This is a genomic window from Neobacillus sp. (assembly GCF_031988165.1).
In the GTDB taxonomy this organism is placed as follows: domain Bacteria; phylum Bacillota; class Bacilli; order Bacillales; family Cytobacillaceae; genus Neobacillus; species Neobacillus rhizosphaerae.
Map to the genome: position 1 here is coordinate 156,579 of NZ_DALZYO010000003.1, position 23,615 is coordinate 180,193.

Sequence of the window (23,615 nt, forward strand, 5' to 3'; positions counted from 1 at the left end):
TGAGAGATTGGGGGAAACCTGATGAATCAAGAGCAAATGGATATTAAAACACCTGAATACGTCTCACTTCAGTTTCAAGTCGCTGGTTTAGGAAGCAGAGCCGCGGCATTTATAATTGATTTGCTCCTTTTAACCATTGTTAATATTCTAATTATCCTTATCGTGTTGCTGATTATGAACGGGACGTCACCCCTTCCATTTTTTATGTTTGAAAATACTATCCCGTTAGCGATTATGATCATTGTCCTCTTTATCATAAATGGGGGCTACTTTTTTGCATTTGAATTTTTTTCAGGCGGAAGGACGATTGGCAAGAAACTGATAGGAATTAGAGTGATCCAGGAAAACGGTCACAGTATCACATTGCTATCAAGCTTTATCCGTAATCTTATCCGCATTATTGATTCCTTACCAATAGCCTACTTTCTTGGAATTATAATGATATTTTTTCATTCCAAACATAAGCGGCTTGGCGATATCGTCGCTGGGACAATTGTTGTCCATGAGCGAAAAGTGAAACGGAAGAAAAAACTTTCTGCCATTGAAAAAGAAATCCAAAATCGCGGGATTTCCAAGGATGATTTTATTATTGATGATTGGACTTTAAAATCAATAGGAAATAAAGATTGGAAGCTGGTTAGTACATATGCCAGCCGTTTTACTCAATTATCTTTAGAGGAAAGAAATCAACTGACAAAACAAATCGCTGACATTCTCTTTCCGAAGATTGGGCTGGAAGTAGCAGGGAAAAACGAAGCTGATTTAGAAAATACACTCCTTGTTTTATATTTAATCCTTAGGGATGAATGGGAGTTTGAAATGTAAAGATAGGCTGCCATTCTTGGCAGTTTTTTTTTTAGAGTGTCACATTTTACCTAATTACACGACTGATAAGTAAGTAAGTTGGAAAGCAGGTGAAGAGGGGTTGAACAAAGACAGGGAAGAGCTCGTGATGGACTGGTATGAACTACATTATGATGATATTTATCGTTTTATCCTATTCATGCTTGGTGATAAGCAATACTGTGAAGATTTAGTTCATGACACATTCGTCCGGGCTTTCACAGCATTTGACGGATTTGAAAACAGGTCGACTGTTAAAACGTGGTTGTTTAGTATCGCAAAGTACTTGGTCATCGATGAAATTCGTAAGCGAAAACGGAAAAGGTTTTTTTCCGCGGTTGGATTTAGTGAGGAAATTGCTTCTTCCTTTGATGTAGAACAATTAATTGAAAATAGGGAAATGATCCTTCTGCAAATGCAAAACATTCAAAAGCTGAAGCCAAATTATCGCCTCGTACTAACTTTAATAAAGATTGAAGAATGTACTACAAAAGAAGTTGCAGAAATTCTTGACTGGTCCGAGGTAAAGGTTCGAAAAACGCTTTCAAGAGCACTACATTCCCTTAGGAAAATGAACGGAATTGGAGGGGGACAATCATGACGAATAAACATTTTGATGATCAATGGAAGCTGCTCCAGCAAATTAGATCAACTGATACTCAAAAAGAAGCTGTAAGAAAAAGGATTCGGGAATCAATCGAAGGTCAACCCTCTAAAACTCATCCATATAAGCTCCATCAATGGAAAAGCATCATCGCCGCCTCATTGCTGGTTGTTATTTTTGGAGGATTCCTATTTATGCTGATGGAGGAAAAACCAAAGCAAAATAGTTCCGAATATTTCGCACTTGATCATGAATTTTTCAGCTGGAAGCTAGAGGATGTTACTAGTAAAAAAGCAGGTGAGAAATTAGAGCTTTACAACAAAAATAATCCAATTCCTTTTGGAACAGTTAATGAAGTAACCGAAGCAGAAATGAATTCAATTATTCATTCCAAGCCGATGCATGTAAACCAAGAACTTGAACATTTTCCATATAAGACATTCATGTATATCGAGCATGTGAAAATGCAGGACGTTGCCTTTCGGTACTACTTCTTTGTACCATTGACGAAAGAAAAATGGATTCAGTTTACCTTTGATTATCCAAAGATTGAGTACGCTGACATTTTTAAAGCGATCTCTACATTAGAGTTGAAAGGGAAAAAACCTTATCATCACAACGAGCCGCTTTACGTGACCCACGGCTATGGAAAGATGATTTATCCAGTTGATTTAGAGGCAATTTCGGTTACTTCAAATAACTACGAAGTGTATCGTTGGGAAGGAGCATCCACCGAGGCATTTAATCATTATTTAGAAAAAATTCCGCGAGGCTATGACAAACGTTTTGACAATTGGAAGAAAGAATCTGGAAAAGGCTCTGTAAACACTTTTGTTTCAGTAGATGGAAATGAAGTAATCACAATTACTTTAATCGGAAACAAATTAACCTATGAGTATTTCTACCCGAATCGGGACGAATAAAAGAGGTTATTTTGTTCACAAGGGCAAGATTATTTTAAATAAATGGTGGATACGGAGGAAATTATTAAATATACAGTCATAAAATGGACGGGTACGTCGAAACTCTGTATAGTATTCTATTTAGATTATTCATATGGGGGAATTGCAACAGTGAGTATTATGTATATAAAAAGAAAACAAAGATTAGCAGAACTACGAAAGAAAAGGATGAGAGCGCGCAATCAAAAATTGGCAACAGCCGCGATTGCAGGTACATTTACAGCTCTTGTTTTTATGAATACAAAAGTGGAAGCATGTAGTACAACATATACTGTAGTAAAGAATGATACCCTATACAGCCTTTCAAAAAAGTATAATGTCAGTACAGATCAGCTAATGGCGGTTAATGGTTTAACTTCAGAGAAAATAATAGTTGGACAGCCGCTTTTGGTACCTGACCATGTACAATCCGTAAAACCTGAAGAAATGTCCAGTCTTTATACAGTCCAAAAAGGGGATACCCTTTTCGCACTGGCAAAAAAATCTGGTGTTAGCATAAATGAATTAACAAAGATAAATCATTTACAATCGGATAAAATTTACATTGGTCAAAAAATCAAACTAACTGTTGACTCTCAAACAAAAGACATTAAGCCACCAATGTACAAGGTGAATCCTGGAGATACATTATGGGGAATTGCAAAGCGCTTTGGGGTAAAGGTAGAGGATCTGAAAAAGGTGAATGGACTTCGACTAGATATGGTTCTTATTGGGCAAAACCTTACTATTCCCGGGCCCGCCATTTTTACTAAAGTACAGGTTGTAGGGGCTGCTGACAACTTTACCGTAGAATTTAAGTATAAGGATGAACCATTCGTATTAACTGTGGCATACGGTTCTGCACCTGAATACGAAAAAAAATCTGGGCAGCAGGTAACCGTAGTCCATAAGAACGGGGCCCTAATTTCAATATATTAATAACCAATGAGTTTTAAGAAAGGAGTCGGATAACGACTCCTTTTTGACGTACAGTGATAATAGTTTTTATTTAGAGAGGAATAAAATATTTTTTATAGAATAATGGTATGTAGAGTTGTTTAATTTATAAAACAACAATGGACACAATTTACCAAGTGAGCAGCATCTACTTTTGACTTTGAGTAAGGTGGAGTGTGACAGATGGATTCTAATGAAAAAATCATTCAAGTAATGAATCTAGTGAAAAAATATGGCGATTTTTCGGCAGTTAAAGGAATAGAATTTCACGTTCATAAAGGTGAAGTATTTGGTCTTCTTGGTCCAAACGGTGCGGGGAAAACAACAACATTAGAAATTTTGGTAGGGCTAAGAAAACCTGATCAGGGAACAGCATTGATTGGTGGATTCGATATCACCAGTGAGTTAAAAAAGGTAAAAGAGGTGATCGGTGTCCAATTACAATCGACTTCACTCTTTGAATTGCTTACCGTAGAAGAAATACTACAATTATATGCAAGCTTTTATCCTAAACAAATTTCTATTACTTCCTTAATTGAGGATATGCTACTGACCGATAAAAGGAAAAACCGCATTAAAAGTTTATCAGGAGGACAGAAACAAAGATTAGCTATTGCCTTAGCACTTGTGCATGATCCATGGATTATTTTCTTAGATGAACCAACAACAGGTCTTGACCCTCAGGCAAGAAGAACACTATGGGATATTATTCGTCTCTTAAAAGAGAAAGGGAAAACAATTGTTCTGACCACCCATTATATGGATGAAGCACATGTATTATGCGACCGTATTGCGATCATGAATCAAGGCGAACTTATTGCTTTAGATACACCTTCCCAGCTTGTAAAAAACCTGCAGTCCGATAGTGCAGTAGAGTTTCGCATTGAGAATGAATCAGCTGAAATGGACTTACATGGAATAGAAGGGGTTAAACAGGTAGGGAATCAAAAGGACGCTTATATTCTTTATACAGATGATCTTCAAATCACTTTAACCAGCTTGATTCAGTTGGCGACTAATAAACAACTCAAATTAACAGATTTACAAACACGATCAGCTACATTAGAAGATGTGTTTATACATATGACTGGAAGGAGATTAAGGGAAGGATGAGAGCATACTGGCAGCTAACGTTATCGCAATTGCGTATTTTCCTTCGAAATCGTCAGGTCTTATTTTGGACGTTGGCATTTCCGATTTTCCTCATGACTATGCTAGGTTCATTTTTAGGAAATGGAAATGGAATTTCTTTATCGATCGGGGTTGTTGATCAAGATCAATCCATTCAATCGAAAGAATTAGTGAATAATCTGAATAAAAATAAGGCGATTGATATAAAAAAAGAGAACAATGAAAAAAAGGCACTGAGCAAATTGAAAAAAGGTGATTTACAACTAGTCGTTATCATACCTAAAGGATACGATTCAAGCTTAAATAGCTCACCATCAAAAACGGAGCCCTTCTCACTTCCCGTTTACTATAATGAAACGGACATGGCTGCGTCACAAGTTGGTATTCAGTTAGTGAATAATGCAGTAGATGGAATTAGTAAAGAAAAGGTTGATTATCATCCGGTAGTGGTAACGGATTCTAAGGGTATAAAAACACTCAATTTAAAGTATATTGATTTCTTAGTCCCTGGGATTGTGGCCATGATGATTATGAGTAACAACATGAATGGCGTCGCAGGTCAAATTGCTGCCTGGAGAGAACGAGGAATATTAAGAAGAATGCAAGGAACCACTTTAAAGGCTTCAACTTTTATTGCGGCGCAAATTACTGCCAGACTTGTACTGAATGGCATGCAAGCGCTGATTGTTCTGGGTGTGGCGCATCTAATTTTTGGCATTGAAGTCCGAGGGTCGTGGTTTACCTTAATCAGTTTTGTCATATTAGGGACGCTGGCTTTTATGGCGGTTGGATTTATTATTGCCGGAATAGCTAAAACACCTGAAAGTGCGGCACCCATTGCCGGTTTTCTTTCGTTTCCGATGTTATTTATGGGAGGGGTGTTTTTCCCGATCAAAAACATGCCAGAATTTCTGCAACCCATTGTTCAAATATTACCTATTGCCCATCTTAGCCACGCATTAAGAGAAACGATGAATGTTGGAGCATCATTTATGAGCTTGGGGACAGAGGCACTGATCTTAGGCGGTTGGCTTGTAGGCGCATTTATTATTGCAAGCTACACGTTTAAATGGGAATAAGTGAATGGTTAATCTGAATAAGAATGAAAAAAGGAAAAGAAAAGGGAGGAAAAAAATGAACAATCAAGACTATAAATCACATGTGCGGATGCACCCGATTTATCATTATGTTTTATCGTTATTACTAGTAGCAACGGTAGTAACTACTATTGTTTTTCTGGTTCGTTCCATTAATCAAGCGGAGAACACTCTACTATCCATCATCCTATTTTTGATGATGATGATCATAGTAATCGTCGCAGTGCTTTTGCGGTTATATCCATTAAAAGCTCAAGATCGTGCTATCCGTGCGGAAGAGAATCTTCGTTCTTTTGTTTTAACGGGACAGTTGTTAGATTCTAAACTCAGTATCTCGCAAGTGGTTGCTTTACGTTTTGCAGATGACAAGGAATTTCCTGAGCTAAGTAAACGAGCTGTAGCGGAAAATTTAAAATCGGATGACATTAAGAAAGCGATCCAAAATTGGCGAGCAGACAATAATCGGATATAAATGAAATACAAAAAAATGGCTTGGAAAACTTTCCAAGCCATTTTTTTATGAATCTATTGTAGATTTATTAATGAATTTTTTTGTGAATTGACTTGTGATTCTATGTGTGTCTTTCGATTTTGCATCTCAAAAGTGGACCCTGTTTTTTGTAAATAAGACAAGTTGTTTTTTTTGAATACCAATTATAATTAATATTTTAGATGAAGAAATGAATCAATATTACTTAAACACATTCACTTTTTGTAAATGAACATGGGTGTTATCCTGATTTACACGTTCTAAATAGATATTAGTGGTAGAGATATCCGAATGACCAGCCCAGTCTTTCACAACAGCAAGCGGTACATCATTTTCAAGCAACATCGTGACAAAGGTGTGGCGGAACCAGTGCGGAGATACCTTCGAATGCTTTCCCGCTAAAGTAACGGCTTCCTTCACGATCTTATATAGGCTGGGATAGGTTAACCGTCTTTTATCTTTTTGCGGCTCTTTTTTATTATATAGAGCGAAGAAAAGTGGACTAATGTCATCTGGATCAATAGCAACAGACTCCCCAAGACTCCTCCGATAATCCAATAACAGTTCTTTAGTCTCTTCTTTTATGGGGATTGTACGATGTTTTTTTCCTTTTCCAATTACATCCGCATATAAATAACCTAGACGATTGTAACGGAAACTTCCCCAATTCAAACTTAAAAGCTCACTGGCACGGAGACCTGTCGTGTAGAGAAGATAACCAATCAATAAATTCCTCTTTTCTAGTTGTTCACGATTCCTGTTGGCCTTGACAATTTTCGGTAGGAAGGAGATTAAATATTCCGCATCTCTTTTATTTAATTCTCTAACTTGCACACGGGTTTGTGCCTCTTCTGCAGCTGTTTCTTCTACTATATAGTGACCTTTTTTAGCTGCTGGTTTTGAGATCCACGTAGAAAGATGTGCTTTATAAAATTGCGTTTCATATCCAAAGTCCAATAATCTCCGGAAAAACTCTAATTTCCTTATCGCCGATTTAGAGGCATACTTTTCTTTAATAAATTTATTGTAGGCTTTGACTTCAGGAAAGCCGATGTCTCGAAAAGAAAGCGAATGCTCCGTTAAAAAGAGGAGCAAAGTTTTAGCATCTGAACGATAGGCTTTGATCGTGTGAGGGGATAGTGGCCTATCGGTCGTAAAAACTTTTTCTAAAAAAAAGAACTCCAAAAAATCTTGCTCGGAACTATCTGTAAGGGAGAGGTTTCTATGTTCATCGAGTAGGTTTCGATTTGCTAATTTATTCTGTAGTTGCGTTAAGTAATGTTCATTCGTTAATTCAGGGAGAATGGTCAAATCATTCATGAGTTAGTTAGTCTCCTATTTACAATAATGGTATTATGTATAGTAAAGATAAGGCCTCCTTATCTTTACTTATATACTATCATAGAATATTTGTTCTATAAAGGGAGGACTAGCCATAAATCAACTTCTTCCTCTACTGTCTGAGATTTGCTCTCAGACGCATTTATTTTTATTTTCCAATACCATTTGGTGATTCAGTTAAACACTGAGTCTTATAGCAACATCAAAAATTGGCTAGTTGCATAACAAATACAACGCATGAGCTAGTAATTTTAAAAACCTTTAATTCTCCTTCATATTAGTATTTTAGTATACTTAAATACGATAAAAATGCTAAAAACCACGGGATATGACAAGGAATATATTATATAAATATAATTTTCTCTTTATATTAGTAGGATTTTGTTATTGAAATTCACTGCTTTTAACTTGCGAAGGTTTTCGTTTTTGACTGAAATACTGTCCGTTATTTGTTAAAAATAGCTAACAGTACAGGCACTGATAGCTATGAATTTTTTACGTAATCCTTAATCATATCAACCGTAACGTTTTTCCTCGTCGGTATAAATCGCAGATTAATTTTATTAATTTTATTCGTTACTTCGTTTATTTTATCTGTTGAAAAGGGACTGCCGTGTTTACATAACTCAACAGCTTCCTCGATAAAGCTTTCCCGTTGTTGATCAAGAGCTAAAAACATTTTATAAATTTTATTTTGTTTTTCCGCGTGTTTAATCAAATCTTTATGTACACTCATGATTTCACTCCTTAAATGATTGACTGTTTCCATAATACCATAATCAAAAAGGAAGGGAGTATAGATTTTAATCACTGACGAGAGGCAGTTTTTCTAGTGAAACGGGGTACAAGGATGACTCAGAAAAAAACGAAAAAGGATTAAGTAAGGCGATGTTTATGCAATCCATTTACCAAATAATAAGTAACGGGTCATGATAGTTTAATAAGGAATGAAAAAGTTCAGAAAAGAGTTAGATTTTTGACCAAAAAAGGATGATAAAATTTAAAAAACGGCGTTTCTGTATTTAAGCAGGAACGCTTTTTGTAAAAGGGGGGTATAGTGCTAACTACATTCTCTAGCCAAGAAACATTACTCCTTGACTGGATTGATGGTTTAGATGGAAAGAAAAATGGAAAATGGGATTGGTTGGGATTAAAATGAAAACATTAAATTATCCGATTTGGTTAAAGTGCTATATGGTCATTGGAATATTATTAGGTGTGTTTTTTTTCTTAATGTATGCAACTAGACAAGATATTATCGAAGAATATTACCAAATTCGTATTTTAGTGAACGTGGTATTTGTCTTATGGATTATAATTGACATTGTTTTAAAACGACTAGTATCATCGTACACGGCAAATGGGGTAAGAAATGTAATATTCACTGTATATGTTTTTTTCATAATCGGAGCTCGAGGTATTCCTAGTCCTTTTCGCTATGATTGGGTATGCCATATAGCTTTTGCTTTTTATCTAGCGAATAATTTTTATAATTTGATAAAGAAAAAAAAACAAGGAAACTAACCTCATGGAAAGGATGAAGGAATTTTAGTTGAATTGGGTTAGTTGGAACCCCGGATGCGGTGAAAGACGCTAGATCGGGGGAAAAGCGAGAGATAACTTCAAACCCTTACCTATCTTTATGATTAAATCGGTACCACTTTTGGTGGCTTTTTTCTTATTCTAGTAACGGGTTAGTTTAAGAAGAAAATCAAATCGCATAGCCTATAAAAAAGAAAGCAAACTAATATGTGGGTGCCGTTAACGAAAAAATATGAAAAAATACTGCTCCGATATCTTGATATGGTGTATTTATAAAGTTCGGCATCCTTGAAGAGATACCTAAATCAAACTACAAGGGTGGTGAAAAAATGGCTAAAAGTCAGAATAACCAATTTAAGAATAATAAAAATGCTCTACCAACAAAAGCAGATGCAGAAATTGCAGGGGAAAATGGACTTGAAAAAATTGCAATAAGAGCCCAAAGAACTAAAAATAAGTAAATAATATGGGACAGTAAACCTGTCCCTCTGTTCCTCAAAAATAATTTTAGGGATACTAATGTAAATCCTCATAGGGCTGTCTATTAATTTTAGGTAAACATATTGAACAGGGGGGCGATGCTTTAAAAAGGCATCGCCTTTACCTTGTTCGACTAAGGGAGGCTAGTTGAACAAGAATCACGAGGAAAGAAAAACATTATAAACCGTCATTTTTAGATTTAATTTTTGGTATTTTTCCACATTTCTTTGTTCTGAAAGATTTATAGTTGCATATGAAAAATCAGGTCTCAGTATTTGTGTTAATTATTCCTGAAATAAAAGTTTGCACCTTCTATTTTTTTGATACAAAACTCCTGACATTTTTTGAAAATGATCAATGGCTTTCTATTATTAAACTCCTTTCCAAAATACTCGTATTATCTTTAAAATGACCAAAATTGTTCATTGATATGTTGTTGTTCAAAAAACATTCAAATAAAAGATAAAAAATGGATTGATGATAGATTTTAATTTTATATAATAAAATTATACCCCCTGGAGTAATCAGGGGAAATCGTCTAAAGGTGGTTGTACATTGAAAAAAATATTGCTCTTTTTAGCCTTATTCGTAGTCTTAGTTCTTACCGCATGTGGAAATGAAGGATATCGAAATGTATCTTCAGATGAAGCAAAAAAATTAATAGACAACAAAGAAGTTGTCGTGTTAGATGTAAGGACGCCAGAAGAATTTCAAGCGGGGCATATTCCTGATGCAACGTTGATTCCAGTCCAAGAATTAGAAGGAAAATTAAATGAATTACAAAAGAATGACCCCTATTTAGTGGTCTGCCGCAGCGGCAACCGTTCCGTCCAAGCTAGTGAAATTTTAACAAGCAATGGTTTTAAGAAAATTTATAACTTGACTGAGGGTATGAATGCCTGGCCATTTGAAATTGAACAATAAGATCTAAAATTTGAAAATTGCACCAAAAAAAACTGTATAAAAAAATTGCCTTACAATTTTTTAATGGAACATTATACCTATATAGGTATATAAACGACTTGGGGTATGTTGGGTTTTGAGGGAAGAAATATGACAAAGAAAGTAATCAGTTGGAAAACTTATTCTTCTATATATGGCAGCAATAAGAATAAAATTTGAGATTAAAACATATGAACTTGGGGTAACAGAAAAAGTTTTAGAAAAATCAAATATATATAAAATGAGCTTCTAACATTGATGCTCATTTTATTGCTTTTGATAACAGTAAGTTTAATTATTAATTCATGAAGAGAATAACGTTGACATTATACCTATGTGGGTATAATATAATTCTTGTCAATGATATTCCTTTTATCAAAACCAATGATTAAAAGTGGAATGAGAAGCCAGTAGTTTAGTAGGAAGTTAAAAAAATAGGATTTCCAAAAGTGATGAATGTCAAAGGCGGCATAAGTGTTTGGTTATTAACTACAAAGAGATAGTGACTTTATTTTGGAGGGATAAATAAATGGTGAAAGTAACCCATGCAGCAATTATAAAAATTACAAATGAAGTTCAAGATGTAATCAATGAGGGCAAAAAGCCGCTGATCCGCTTATCAATGGGAATTGGCTGAGGGGGGCCGCAGCTTCGCCTGACTCTGGAGGAGTCGGCTTTAGATACTGATGAAATCTTTGAACTAGACGGAATTCAGTTTTTAGTTAATGAACGTGATCAAGTTTATTTTAATAATGTAAAAATTGATTATACAAAGTCAATATTCGGAGACGGACAATTTACAATCCTTCGGGTTTAATATTAAAAGAGGGCTATTTAGCCCTTTTTTTCACATTTTATCTACTCTAATTTAAAAGGTGAGAAGTCCAGATCCATTTTGCTGGGAGGACTTCTCACCTTATTTTATTGTGCTAGTTTTTCAGTAGCATACGAAATAATGTTAGCTGCTTCATCTCCAAATGGATCTACTTGACGTGATTCGATGATGTTTCCTTTTTTATCAAGGATTACAAATCCTCTTAGTGATTTAGGCTCACTTGGATCCTTTAAACCAGCTTTTTCAATCATTTGTAGGTATTTATCAGATAATATTGGATAATCCAGACCCAGCTCAGCTTTTAATTCTTTATGATGCTCTACAGAATCTGCACTTAGAGCATAAATATCTCCTGGGAACCCAACAAATAACTCTTTATTTTTCTGCAGCTCGACCAGCTGTGATTTACAGTAGTCTCAACTATTCCCTGTGAATAAAAAAAGTAAAGTTGGTTTTTCTTTATTGTCTAACGCTACTATGCTCCCTTTATCATCCTTAAGAGCTTTTGCATTCTCATCAGGAGAACACCCAGTCACTATGATGGTAAATAACATTAGGGAAAGAATGGTCATAAGATATTTCCTTTTCTGCATTTGGCAGATTACCTCCTTTGTATTTTATTTCACATTCATTATACCCAATGTGGTATAAGTTTTTAATAAAGAAATATGAATAAATACCAAACTATTATTTAAAAACTATTAACTCATATTTAACCGATAGTGGATTGTGGATACGTGACGTTAGTGGAGATAAATGGGAAAAACGACAAGTTGATTGAACCGATTTCTAGATTAATTAAAAAAGGACAGAATTTATTTGGTATAACAGATAGAGGAGCGGCAATTTACAAATTTGATTTTGGAAATGAAACCATCGAAAGGATAGAGAAAGTATATGAGGTTAAAGACAATATTGTTTTGGATATAGATGTATTCCAAAACATATTATTAATTGCAACCATACCAGGTTATAGTTGGGAAGAGATGGACACTAATATTTCATGAGAGAAATCCATATTGTTATTAGTCAGAATATTGAGTTTTTTACTAACGAAGCAGGTTTAATAAGAGCTTGAAATCTCATATTAATATAAGATATTTTGGGGAAAATAAACAGATTAAATGGAAAAAAGTTGATTTTAACCATATTCATTGTGGACCAAAAGGCATATGTGCTACTTTCGAGTGGATGAACCGGGCATCAGTTTACTACTGTATGGTAAGGTTTAGCTATTTTTTGAACTCTTCCTAATTTAATTATAGCATTTAAAAAATGGTTAATATAGACTTTTTATTCTCATATACTACTGCTAAAATCAATAGAACATTAATGGTTAGGAGAGATGTAGAATGATTTCTTTGGTTCTCGGTTTTCAGGAAATGGAAAAAACGCAGCTTTTGCTCGTTGGCGGAAAAGGGTTAAATTTAGGGGAATTATCAAAAATTGAAGGAATACAAGTACCAGAAGGATTTTGTGTTACAACAGTGGGATATCAAAAAGCCATCGAACAAAACGAAACGTATCATGCCTTGTTGGATCGACTAACAATGCTAAAAGTAGAAGATCGAGATCAAATTGGTGGAATCAGCAGGAAGATTCGACAAATCATTTTGGAAGTAGAAATTCCTTCCGATGTTGTGAAAGCAGTTACTCACTATCTCTCCCAGTTTGGTGATGAACATGCTTATGCAGTGCGTTCTAGTGCGACTGCTGAAGATTTACCATATGCCTCTTTTGCTGGTCAACAAGACACTTATTTAAATATCACCGGCAAAGAAGCAATCTTGCAGCATATCAGCAAATGTTGGGCTTCCCTATTTACGGATCGCGCGGTAATCTACCGTATGAAAAATGGATTTGACCACAGTCAAGTTTATTTATCCGTTATCGTTCAAAGGATGGTTTTCCCACAGGCTTCAGGGATTTTATTTACCGCTGATCCGATTACTTCTAACCGAAAGCTGCTATCAATCGATGCCAGTTTTGGACTTGGAGAAGCACTGGTCTCTGGCTTGGTATCTGCCGATTGTTATAAAGTACAGGAAGAGGAAATCGTCGATAAGATGATAGCAACCAAAAAATTAGCTATCTATGGACGAAAAGAAGGAGGAACAGAGACACACAAGATCGCTCCTGATCAGCAAGAGACTCAAACACTTAATGACCAACAAATTTTACAACTGGCGCGCATCGGAAGGCAGATCGAAACTTATTTTGGCTGTCCGCAAGATATCGAATGGTGTTTGGTTGATGATACATTTTATATTGTCCAGAGTCGTCCAATCACGACTTTATACCCCATTCCTGAAGCGAATGATCAAGAAAACCACGTCTATGTATCTGTCGGTCATCAACAAATGATGACAGACCCCATAAATCCATTGGGATTGTCTTTTTTCCTGTTAACTACTCCTGCGCCCATGCGTAAAGCTGGTGGAAGGTTGTTTGTTGATGTCACACATCAACTGGCTTCACCTGTCAGTAGAAACATTTTATTAAATGCTATGGGACAACACGATCCGCTCATGAAAGACGCTCTTATGAACACAATTGGGCGTGGAGATTATATAAAATCGTTACCAAATGATAATAAAGAACCGAGTCCGACTAGAGGCAATACAGATATGCTAGCACAAATCGAAAACAATCCATCAATCGTTTCTGATTTGATAAAGCGTAGTCAAACATCGATTGAAGAGTTAAAACAAAACATCCAAACGAAATCAGGAATAGATTTATTTGATTTTATTCTAGAAGATATTCAGGAATTAAAGAAGATTTTATTTGACCCACAAAGTTCAGCTGTATTTATGGCTGCTATATATGCTTCAACATGGATCAATGAAAAAATGAACGAGTGGTTAGGTGAAAAAAACGCAGCAGACACGCTTTCTCAATCTGTACCAAACAATATTACTTCGGAAATGGGTCTATCACTATTGGATGTCGCAGATGTGATTCGTCCTTATCCAGAAGTAATTGATTATTTACAACATATAAAAGATGATAACTTTTTGGATGAACTGGTTAATTTTGAGGGTGGAAAGGAAGCTAGAGACGCTTTCAATGCTTTTCTCAACAAATACGGAATGCGATGTACCGGAGAAATCGATATTACTAGAACACGATGGTGTGAAAAACCAATTACAATTGTCCCCATGATTCTCAATAACATCAAAAACTTTGAGCCTAATGAAAGCAATCGGAAATTTGAGCAAGGGCGGCTGGAGGCTTTGAAAAAAGAACAAGAGTTATTAGATCGATTGAAGCAATTACCGGATGGTGAACAAAAAGCCAAAGAAACAAAACGAATGGTCGACCTAATCCGGAATTTCATCGGTTATCGGGAATATCCAAAATATGGCATGGTTAATCGCTACTTCATTTATAAGCAGGCTTTACTGAAAGAAGCCGAACAACTCGTACAAGTCAACGTTATTCATGAAAAGGAAGATATATACTATCTCACTTTTGAAGAACTTCGCGATGTCGTACGCACAAATAAACTGGATTATCAGATCATCAACAATCGAAAAGACGAGTACAAATTTTATGAAAAACTAACTCCCCCACGTGTTATCACGTCTGATGGTGAAATCATTGCAGGTGAGTACAAACGAGAAAATCTCCCAGCCGAAGCTATTGTAGGTCTACCTGTTTCTTCTGGAGTTATAGAGGGACGAGCACGTGTCATCTTAAACATGGAAGATGCTGATCTAGAAGATGGAGATATATTAGTCACCGCCTTTACTGACCCTAGCTGGACACCATTGTTTGTATCCATAAAAGGCCTGGTCACCGAAGTTGGTGGACTGATGACCCATGGAGCAGTTATCGCGCGTGAATATGGCTTACCAGCAGTTGTCGGAGTGGAAAATGCCACCAATCTGATAAAAGACGGGCAACGAATTCGCGTGCATGGAACAGAAGGGTATATTGAAATATTGTAATTGCCGAATACGTCCAGATTTAATTAGTAGCACCGCTCCAGTGGATACCAGAGCGGTGTCTCACAATCTTTCCATTGGGACAAAAGTTGAAGCCAACTTTATCGGTGGTGCATACTTACAAATTGATAGTTTCCGATCCAAATCCACTCAATACATCAATATGGCCGACTTTCCAAATGTGGAGATCGGCTTTTTTTATATTAATTTGTGAATGCTATCACTTAAATTAGAGGGTGCTTGAGTAAAAGATTGTAACGAGTTTCTGCGGCAGCTCTTTTTTCAATTTCTTATTCAACTAAAGGAGCAGGGAGTTGAAGAGGGATTTATACCAAATTTAGAATTGTTACATTAAACCAAAAGGAGGTTTAAAAATTTTACAAAAAGATGAATACCAATTATAGTTTTAAAAAGTCATTATGTCTTTAATTAAAATAAACATTAGCGTCAAGCAACATAGTAGCCCAATTAAAATAAAACATAAAGGAGATAGAGATATAATGGAATTCTGGGAATCAAGTTTTATAGAAAAACAAACGATGTGGGGATTTGAACCTACAGACTCCGCAATCTTAACAAAGGACTTTTTCCTTGAAAGGAATGTTAAGGATATACTGGTACCAGGTATTGGATATGGTAGAAATGCAAAGGTTTTTATTGAAAATGGAATAAATGTTACAGGTATTGAGATTTCAAAAACAGCGATTGATTTGGCGAGGCAAAATGGAGTTGATATTGGTATTTTTCATGGATCAGTAACTGACATGCCTTTTGATAACAAACTCTATGACGGTATATTTTGCTATGCACTTATTCACTTATTGAATAATCGTGAGAGAGATAAGTTTATTAAAGATTGCTATAATCAGTTAAAGCCAAATGGATATATGATTTTTACAACTGTTTCAAAAAAAGCCCCAATGTTTGGAAAGGGCAAACAATTGGATAAAGACTATTTCGAGATAATGGAAGGCGTAAAAATGTTTTTTTATGATTCTGACTCCATAAAACAAGAATTTGGAAAATATGGACTGGTAGAGTTTTCAGAAATTGACGAGCTAAGTAAGAACATGAAAAATAAACCTCCAATAAAATTTATAATTGTAAAATGTAAGAAAGAATTATAAAGATAATCATACAAAAAATTTTAAAAAGTGAATTGTTAGGAAATAGGATGTGGATATGCTAACGGCTGCTTTCCTTAAATTATAGGAAGCCATTTTTTATGGAACAATCGGGACAGCATTCCTGTAATAAATGAGTGGAAAAAGAACAAGTTTTTGAATAAATCTACTAAAACTCTGTACACAAGATTGTGAAGAAAGAATGTACTTAAGCTAAGGGGTGAGGGAGTGGAAGAAGGAAATTATTCAATAAATAGCGAATTGTATTGAGGGGTGACTATTTCCAAATGGGGGATTTTAAGAATGAATATTTTAATAAAGGAATTACCTGAAACTGAAGTAGCGTTTATTAGACGGACTGGGAGTTATTATGAACCTCAAGAACACTGGGGAAACCTGATTAATTGGGCAATTAGCAATGGGCTATTCCCACCTCAACAATCATTTATCGGAATTTCATTAGATAATCCTAATTTAGTCGAAAGCAAGGATTGCCGCCATGATGCTTGTGTTACAATTCCTGACGGATTTTATAAAGAGAGACATAAGGATATGAAATTTAAAAAATTGGATGGGGGGCATTATGCCTTGTATCACTTCTATGATACTCCTGATAAGTTGAATTTTGCTTACCAGTATATGTTTGTAGAATGGCTACCAAATAGCGATTATGATGCAGATTACGATAGATATAACCTTGAATTTAATATGAATAACCCTTCCGAAGACCCAGAGGGGAAATGTAAAGTTGATTTATTTGTACCAGTTAAAAAAAGAATATCTTGAAGAACTCTCGGGTTAATTTAAGAATATGTGCTGCCAATCAAGGCGGCATTTTTGTTATTCAACTAATATTAAATAGGACTAATTGATAGAAAATTTTATTCAATAAATAATTGTTAATAAATTATGAATAAAATTGTAAATATTCAAGAATTTATTGTTTGGTATGTTAAATTTTGTTAATGTATTTACAAAAGTGGAAATAATTATTTTTTAAAAATTATCCTGAAGGAGTAATTTATGAAAGTTAGGTTCCTTTATCAATTATTGTTAAGTCATTTAGGTGTTATCTTAGTTGCATTTTTATTACTTAGTATCTTATTTACACATTATATTGAAACGTTGGTTTATCAGAATAAATCCAAAGAATTAATATCGTATGGAAAAAATATCATGGTTGCGTTAGAAAATAATGAATTCGGCCCAGAAGAAGTAATAAGAAAATATGGAGAGGTTTTAACTGGAAGAAACATTAGTTTTTCTCTATTTAATAAAGATGGAAAAATCCTTTACCCAACAGGATTCCCTGATCCAGAAGTAAAACTAACGGATGTTGCACTAGAAAAAATCACAGGAGGTTCACCACTTGTAGTTAAAGATAGGATTAGAGGCTCTAAAAATGAAGTTACCCTTGTGGCATTACCTTACTTAAAAAAAAACAGATTAGCTGGAGGAATATTACTTACATCTCCTATTAGTGGCTCTAAAGTGATGATTGATCAAATTAATCACTATTTGATTTATGCTATTCTTATTGCCTTATTCGTATCTTTATTATTGAGTTGGTTACTATCTAGAATTCACGTTAATAGAATTAAACGTATTCAAAAAGCAACATCAATTGTTTCTTCGGGAGATTATTCTGTTAAAATTCCTACTTCCCACTTTGATGAGATAGGTGAACTAGGAAATGATTTTAACCAAATGGTAGATAAAATTAATCTTTCAATGGAAGAAATCAGTGCCTTGGAAAGCAGAAGAAGGCAATTTATGTCTGATGTTTCACACGAATTAAAAACCCCACTTACTACTATATGTGGAGTCTTAGATGGATTAAATCATAATTTGATCCCCGAAAAAGAAAGACAAAATGGGATTGCACTTATTACTAAAGAAGCAAAAAGATTAATAAGGCTTGTGAATGAAAATTTGGACTATGATAAAATCAGGTCAGATCAAATTAAGTTATTTATACAAGAAATTCAAGTGTTAGAGGTAATTGAGGTTATTAAAGACCAATTATACATACAAGCAGCAGAAAAAGATAATGAGATAATTATTGAAGCCGATGAACACTTAATAATTTTCGCTGATTATGATAGATTATTACAAATTCTCATTAATATAGTAAAAAACAGTATTCAGTTTACAAGTGGTGGAACAATTTACATTCAAGGGAAAGAAGATGAACAGGACACAATAATAGAGGTTGAAGACACTGGTATTGGAATTGAAGCAAGTGAAGTGGAAAATATTTGGCGTAGATTTTATAAAGCAGATGTTTCAAGAACCAATAATCCGATTGGAGAATTTGGACTGGGATTATCTATTGTTAAGAAAATTGTAGAACTTCATAATGGTAAAATTGAAGTTTTTAGTGTTAAGAATGAGAGGACAAAATTTGTTCTAAGATTCCCCAAAATGTAATTCATAATTGTAGAAATCATTGGTATATACAGATGAATAAAAAGAAAATTCGTTATTTCTATAATAAGTGCGATACTTCTATAAGAGTATCGCTTTCTTATTGGACTAAGAGAGCCTAAAAATTAAAAATGAAATAAATTAACTTAATCTTTTAATAAAGTGAAACTTTTAAAAACTGTATCTCGTTGTAGCTATAGAAATTTAAGGTGGTGAGTAAATGGCAAAAGAAAATACGGAAAATAATCAAGATGAATGGTTGGAAATAATAATGAGTGAATATGGAGAACGATTAAAGAAATTAGCGTTTAGTTACTTAAAGGATTGGGGCTTGGCACAAGATGTTGTCCAAGAAGTTTTTGTTACTTGTTATAACCAATATTATAAAGCATCTGAAATACACTATTTCAAACCTTGGATTTATCGTATCACCATTAATCGCTGTAAAGATATGCTAAAAAGCTCATTTCTAAAAAGATACTATTTTAACAATAACTTACTCAAACACTTTATTAATAAGGATTTGTCTCCAGAAATGAGGTTGGTGTTGAAAAGCGAAAAAGAAAAGCTTTCTCAAACAGTCCTCTCCTTGCCAGTAAAATATCGAGAAGTAATTATCTTTTTCTATTATGAAGAGATGACTATTACCGAAATTGCTGAACTTTTAGCCATTAATGAAAATACAGTAAAAACAAGATTAAAGAGGGGTCGGATATTGGTAAAAAAACTATTAGGTGGAAGTGAACTTTATGGAAGAACAATTGAGTAACCTTAAAAGAGCAATGGATGATACTGTATATAAGGGAAACCATTTTTCGGAAGAACATAAGGTGAAAATAAGAAGTGCCATAAAGCAACCGCATAAAAAAAACAGATTAGAGTGGTTTCCTAAGCTCTTAACGGTGACAGTACTCATAGGCAGCATAATATTTATTACAGATATAACAAAAAAGAGCATAAATTCCTCTGATAAACCATCACAATTAGAACAAAGAAATGGATCCAAAACAGAAGAACAAAGTAATAATGAAGTTAACTGGGTGCGAAAGACAGCAATTAAAAAAGTTCTTGAGCATGAGTTTACTGGTCCGGATGAGAAGTTAATAGATTTAATATGGAATCCTAAATATAGGAGTGTTGTAAATAATAAAGCAGAGAACCAAGAGTTAGATAAATATTTAGCAGAAGTATACGGACGTTACTTTGCAGATTTTTCTAGGATCGAGACCTTCATTGCAGCATTTGGTGGTACTAAATACCAAACCGGTGCCTACGATAATGGCTATAAGTTAAGTCTTAAGAATATCACGATTGAGCAAGAGAATATATCATATCGTTATACCTTCATAGCAAAGGTCGGTTATCAGAAAAATGGAGATGAGGAAAAAACTGCAAGTGTAGAAGGTGAAGTCGTCTTTTCTACAAAGGAAAAGGAAGAAGGAAAAATCGTGGGATTTCGATTCGTGAATGACAACGGTTTGTTGCATATTTTGAGATATAACAATTGAACAATTTAACATGCAAACACAAAAAGGGCCTAATTTGGTTCTTTTTTTATGATTGAAATAACAACAATATTGTTTAACTAGCCATTCCAAAAAAGAAGTTTGTGGAAAAACGTACTTAAACTAATGACGAGTGACACAAAAGTCCTTAATACCTTGCAAATTGACACAAAAGTCCTTAATACCTTGCAAATTGACACAAAAATCCTTAATACCTTGTAAAAATACTATTGTATGTTGAAGTAAATATTGACTGCTATATTTTTGTGATTTAACAATATAAATAGTTACAATGATATTGTTAAAATTTCAACTAAACTTAACGAAAGTGGCAGATAACTTTAAGAAGTAAAATGCTGTGAGGTTACTGTAGTTTTATAAAAAAGATTGATCATTTTAAAAGAGTTTAATTATTTAAAATAAAGATTGATTAAAAATCCTGTGTTGATGCAGGATTTTTTCTTGTTCCACAAACGGGCCAGATTGTTGAGTAACTCATTTTCAAAATAAATGTATATTTTAGAAGAGATTGTGAAGAAATGCACTTAAACTAAAGTGGCAGTTTAGTTGAACAATTGTTATTAGCTTTTATTCAACAATGTTATCAATGACCCCGTGCTGTTGGTTTATTGGAAGTGCTGCAAAAGTAGGGTAATGTATTTTCCCTATTCGATTAGGGAGGTTTATTTTCCGAAATATCTGTATCTTCAAAATTATTTGTTTGCATAACTTTCCTCCTATTATATAATTTTCCATGTAAATATATTTTTAGGGGGAGATTCATATCTCAATTGCTATGTTTGCTTTAATCTTTGGTGTGCTTGTGGGGATATATATTTTATTAGCTTTCATTCACTACAGAAATGGACAGTTTGCCGATAAAACACATGAACTATTAAATGAAATTTTAAAAGAGCTAAAACAAAAAAATAAGGAGGATAACCAATAATGAAAAATGTACTAAGAAGGAGTATTTTGATATGTCCCAACACATTAAGGGATTATATTTTGTTAAGGTAAAAAAAGATTGTAAAGAGTTTCACTTAAACTAACGGGGGCAAGAGTTTAAGATCGGAGCTGTCGTCGAGGCAGCTTTTTCTTTTTGAACTAAAGATCAGTTTAGTAAAAAAGGGAATTGCCATTCCCATCACGAATACTTTCTGCTACAGTGATTCAATTTTTTCCTTAGGGGTGATGAGTATGAAGGATTCGTCAATATTAAATGTTTTGGAAGCACTAAAAACAAGATTGGATGAAAATTATTTATTAAATGTCCATAGTTCATCTGGAATTTACCCAAAAGTTGGTTTTAATTTTAATAAGCCCATTACTAAAGACGAATTAAAAATACTTATAACAAAAAACCAGTTGGTCTTGCCTACTGAATATAAAGATTTCTTATTATTACATAATGGTGCTGAGTTTTTCACCTACGAATATGGTTACTCCTTTTGTCTTTATTCAATCGAGAAAATGATAAATGAATATAATTCAATGAAAAACTATTGTGATGTGGAATATATTTTAAAATATTGCTACCCAATTGGCTATGTTGTAGATAGAGGTACGTTATTACTTGACCGTTCTAATTTTAATGATACTAAAAAAGTAAATATCCTGTTGAGGAGTATTGAAACCATAAGTTTTTACTCTGATTTGACAACCTGGTTAGAAAGAATGATTATTGCACAGGGAAATGCGTATTGGGAATGGTTTTCTAAAGAGGTTAAATTTGATTAATCTTTAGCAGAGTAATTTAACAATTTAATTATCAGGAAATGACCTTTTGGGAGGTGTCTAATGAAACAGTTAAGTTTATTTCTATTCCTTTTACTTTTGATTTTAACAGGTTGTTCATCTGTGACTGGAGCGAAAAATGTAAAAGTCGAAGAAAAAACGGTTAAATCCAAAGAACCACAAGTTGTTTATACTGCTAAAGATGAAGATGATATATATGCAAATGGCACTTTGTCAGATGGAATCCATAACACTTCAATTTGGCTTGATGCACTAGTAGCCAATGTTGACTCCTTTGATGAAATAGGAAATACTGGACCTCTTATGGATTACGTAAAAGGAGCAAATAGATTGGCAGAAAAAGTTAAAGCTTCTAAGAAAGTAAAGGAAGCGTTAAACAAAGTTTTGGAGCTTACTGAGCAGGGAATAACTGATAAAAATATTACAAAATTACATCAAGCGAACGATATTCTTATAAATCTTGATTACAACTACAACTTGGAAGTATTTAATAAGGATGAAACTGGAACAAATTAAAGCTAAACTAAAGTAAAAAAACGGATTTTAATGAACTTGTGCGAAACTTCAATTGGGGGTTTCGCTTTTTTCACTAACGTGGCAGAATAGTAGAAGAAGAAGTTGTTTATTAACTTCGCAATTGACGGAAAAAGAGACATAGGAGGCTGGATAAAATGGATGATAAAACACTTGAAAAAATAAAAGAAATTCAATCTGCCGTATTAATGATTGATGTTAGCAAGGGTGACGCTAAGTAAATATGATGAACCAGTAAGAATATTTCTTATAGAACACTTAGGGTCAGGTGATTTAGGTGAAGAAGTTTAAAATACTTAATTGGCTAGGCATAACTATTTTATTAATTACTTTTGTAGTAAGAATGATTGATGATCCAAGTTATATGTTTAAGAAGGAGCATCTTGAAGATGTTGCTTTTTATCTTATATCTCTTGGTATAGTATTTCTCATTTACAAATTTCAAAGGTTTTTGTCTAGTAGAAAAAACAAATATTTAGGTTTAATTCTTCCGGTGATTTGGTTCTTTGGAACTTCTATTGCAGTCATTGTAAATTACTTAGATGATTCAAATCCTGACCATGGTCCTTTGATTCCAAACCTTATTCTACTTTGTTTATTAAATATTTTTACATGGTTTGGTTTTAAATTTTATAAGTTAGAAAGAGAGTTATTGAAATCAAATCTTAAAACGAAGATTTAGACAAAAAAATAAAAAACTTGCCTTTGAATTATTGGGTAAATTAATTAAATCATAGTTCGAATAAATTGTGTATTAGTAAGATATTCCCTATTAACTAAAGGAATGAGTAAGGAAGAAAATGTGAAGAAATGCACTTAAACTACTATGAAAATTAACTTCTGTAAATCAGAGAAAAAGGCATTACTTAAGAGGACGCAGCTCATTTGTTTTTTTAAAAAAGCGAAGAGAGCGCCAGATTCAATGATCTATGGTAAATAAGTGAACTGGATTAAGAGGCTTTAGGTTCTTCGAGCGTAACAATGTATCCTAAACTTTCGAGTCGTCTCAGAGAATGCCGAACAATTGATTGTTTTCTCTGCTTATCAAAGTAGTCTTCACCTAAGTCTACATACATTTCTTTTCGGGTTAAGAGATAATAAGAGATACGTAACA

Annotated in this window: 22 protein-coding genes and 1 pseudogene; 19 read left to right on the forward strand and 4 right to left on the reverse strand. The window is 34.0% G+C overall.

What is annotated here, in order from left to right; genetic code table 11:
* Positions 1 to 21: 21 nt before the first annotated feature.
* The 7 genes from RTR43_RS03050 (at position 22) to RTR43_RS03080 (ending at position 6,045) form a co-directional block, all read left to right on the forward strand.
* Positions 22 to 825 (forward strand): RDD family protein, encoded by an 804-nt coding sequence (locus RTR43_RS03050; protein WP_312469563.1) that lies wholly within the window; start codon positions 22 to 24, stop codon positions 823 to 825.
* A 100-nt stretch (positions 826 to 925) separates the two neighbouring features.
* Positions 926 to 1,444 (forward strand): RNA polymerase sigma factor, encoded by a 519-nt coding sequence (locus RTR43_RS03055; RefSeq protein WP_312469564.1) that lies wholly within the window; start codon positions 926 to 928, stop codon positions 1,442 to 1,444.
* Positions 1,441 to 2,370, forward strand: a complete 930-nt coding sequence (locus RTR43_RS03060) for a hypothetical protein (protein WP_312469565.1) — start codon at positions 1,441 to 1,443, stop codon at positions 2,368 to 2,370. Before RTR43_RS03055 ends, RTR43_RS03060 begins: the two co-directional genes overlap by 4 nt.
* A 159-nt stretch (positions 2,371 to 2,529) precedes the next feature.
* Positions 2,530 to 3,327, forward strand: a complete 798-nt coding sequence (locus tag RTR43_RS03065; protein WP_312469608.1) for a LysM peptidoglycan-binding domain-containing protein — start codon at positions 2,530 to 2,532, stop codon at positions 3,325 to 3,327.
* A gap of 201 nt (positions 3,328 to 3,528) precedes the next feature.
* Positions 3,529 to 4,458, forward strand: coding sequence for an ABC transporter ATP-binding protein (locus RTR43_RS03070; RefSeq protein ID WP_312469566.1), 930 nt, complete (start codon positions 3,529 to 3,531; stop codon positions 4,456 to 4,458).
* Positions 4,455 to 5,555, forward strand: a complete 1,101-nt coding sequence (locus RTR43_RS03075; RefSeq protein ID WP_312469567.1) for an ABC transporter permease — start codon at positions 4,455 to 4,457, stop codon at positions 5,553 to 5,555. Before RTR43_RS03070 ends, RTR43_RS03075 begins: the two co-directional genes overlap by 4 nt.
* 55 nt (positions 5,556 to 5,610) lie before the next feature.
* Positions 5,611 to 6,045, forward strand: coding sequence for a DUF6526 family protein (locus RTR43_RS03080; RefSeq protein ID WP_312469568.1), 435 nt, complete (start codon positions 5,611 to 5,613; stop codon positions 6,043 to 6,045).
* A gap of 219 nt (positions 6,046 to 6,264) precedes the next feature.
* Here RTR43_RS03080 and RTR43_RS03085 read toward each other — a convergent pair whose 3' ends face one another.
* A complete protein-coding gene (locus RTR43_RS03085) occupies positions 6,265 to 7,383 on the reverse strand; it encodes a tyrosine-type recombinase/integrase (protein WP_312469569.1) in 1,119 nt (372 codons plus the stop codon).
* A gap of 505 nt (positions 7,384 to 7,888) precedes the next feature.
* A complete protein-coding gene (locus tag RTR43_RS03090; RefSeq protein ID WP_312469571.1) occupies positions 7,889 to 8,140 on the reverse strand; it encodes a DUF2533 family protein in 252 nt (83 codons plus the stop codon).
* Positions 8,141 to 9,275: 1,135 nt separating this feature from the next.
* On the opposite strand from RTR43_RS03090, the gene RTR43_RS03095 reads away from it, so the two are divergent.
* Together RTR43_RS03095 and RTR43_RS03100 are read left to right on the forward strand one after the other, a co-directional pair.
* Positions 9,276 to 9,407, forward strand: a complete 132-nt coding sequence (locus RTR43_RS03095; protein ID WP_312469573.1) for a hypothetical protein — start codon at positions 9,276 to 9,278, stop codon at positions 9,405 to 9,407.
* Positions 9,408 to 9,981: 574 nt separating this feature from the next.
* Positions 9,982 to 10,350 (forward strand): rhodanese-like domain-containing protein, encoded by a 369-nt coding sequence (locus RTR43_RS03100; RefSeq protein WP_312469575.1) that lies wholly within the window; start codon positions 9,982 to 9,984, stop codon positions 10,348 to 10,350.
* 939 nt (positions 10,351 to 11,289) lie between these two features.
* Here the strand turns inward: RTR43_RS03100 and RTR43_RS03105 are convergent.
* Together RTR43_RS03105 and RTR43_RS03110 are read right to left on the reverse strand one after the other, a co-directional pair.
* Positions 11,290 to 11,604, reverse strand: a pseudogene (locus RTR43_RS03105) (redoxin domain-containing protein); the annotation flags it as partial.
* A 15-nt stretch (positions 11,605 to 11,619) separates the two neighbouring features.
* Entirely contained in the window at positions 11,620 to 11,796 is a 177-nt protein-coding gene (locus RTR43_RS03110; RefSeq protein ID WP_312469578.1) for a hypothetical protein, read from the reverse strand.
* 144 nt (positions 11,797 to 11,940) lie between these two features.
* On the opposite strand from RTR43_RS03110, the gene RTR43_RS03115 reads away from it, so the two are divergent.
* From RTR43_RS03115 to RTR43_RS03160, 10 genes are all read left to right on the forward strand, one after another.
* Positions 11,941 to 12,210 (forward strand): hypothetical protein, encoded by a 270-nt coding sequence (locus tag RTR43_RS03115; protein WP_312469580.1) that lies wholly within the window; start codon positions 11,941 to 11,943, stop codon positions 12,208 to 12,210.
* 345 nt (positions 12,211 to 12,555) lie between these two features.
* On the forward strand, positions 12,556 to 15,156 hold the full coding sequence (gene ppsA, locus RTR43_RS03120) for a phosphoenolpyruvate synthase (protein WP_312469581.1): 2,601 nt from the start codon (positions 12,556 to 12,558) through the stop codon (positions 15,154 to 15,156).
* A gap of 497 nt (positions 15,157 to 15,653) precedes the next feature.
* Positions 15,654 to 16,280 (forward strand): class I SAM-dependent methyltransferase, encoded by a 627-nt coding sequence (locus RTR43_RS03125; RefSeq protein ID WP_312469582.1) that lies wholly within the window; start codon positions 15,654 to 15,656, stop codon positions 16,278 to 16,280.
* A gap of 300 nt (positions 16,281 to 16,580) precedes the next feature.
* On the forward strand, positions 16,581 to 17,063 hold the full coding sequence (locus RTR43_RS03130; protein ID WP_312469584.1) for an AraC family transcriptional regulator: 483 nt from the start codon (positions 16,581 to 16,583) through the stop codon (positions 17,061 to 17,063).
* A 237-nt stretch (positions 17,064 to 17,300) separates the two neighbouring features.
* On the forward strand, positions 17,301 to 18,707 hold the full coding sequence (locus tag RTR43_RS03135) for a sensor histidine kinase (RefSeq protein ID WP_312469585.1): 1,407 nt from the start codon (positions 17,301 to 17,303) through the stop codon (positions 18,705 to 18,707).
* Positions 18,708 to 18,924: 217 nt separating this feature from the next.
* Complete coding sequence (locus RTR43_RS03140) at positions 18,925 to 19,473, forward strand: sigma-70 family RNA polymerase sigma factor (protein WP_312469587.1); 549 nt, start codon at positions 18,925 to 18,927, stop codon at positions 19,471 to 19,473.
* Complete coding sequence (locus RTR43_RS03145) at positions 19,454 to 20,212, forward strand: hypothetical protein (protein ID WP_312469589.1); 759 nt, start codon at positions 19,454 to 19,456, stop codon at positions 20,210 to 20,212. The genes RTR43_RS03140 and RTR43_RS03145 overlap by 20 nt, the downstream gene beginning before the upstream one ends.
* 1,197 nt (positions 20,213 to 21,409) lie before the next feature.
* Complete coding sequence (locus tag RTR43_RS03150) at positions 21,410 to 21,949, forward strand: SMI1/KNR4 family protein (RefSeq protein ID WP_312469591.1); 540 nt, start codon at positions 21,410 to 21,412, stop codon at positions 21,947 to 21,949.
* A gap of 60 nt (positions 21,950 to 22,009) precedes the next feature.
* Complete coding sequence (locus RTR43_RS03155) at positions 22,010 to 22,483, forward strand: hypothetical protein (RefSeq protein WP_312469593.1); 474 nt, start codon at positions 22,010 to 22,012, stop codon at positions 22,481 to 22,483.
* 295 nt (positions 22,484 to 22,778) lie between these two features.
* Positions 22,779 to 23,183, forward strand: coding sequence for a hypothetical protein (locus tag RTR43_RS03160; protein WP_312469596.1), 405 nt, complete (start codon positions 22,779 to 22,781; stop codon positions 23,181 to 23,183).
* Positions 23,184 to 23,615 lie beyond the last annotated feature (432 nt).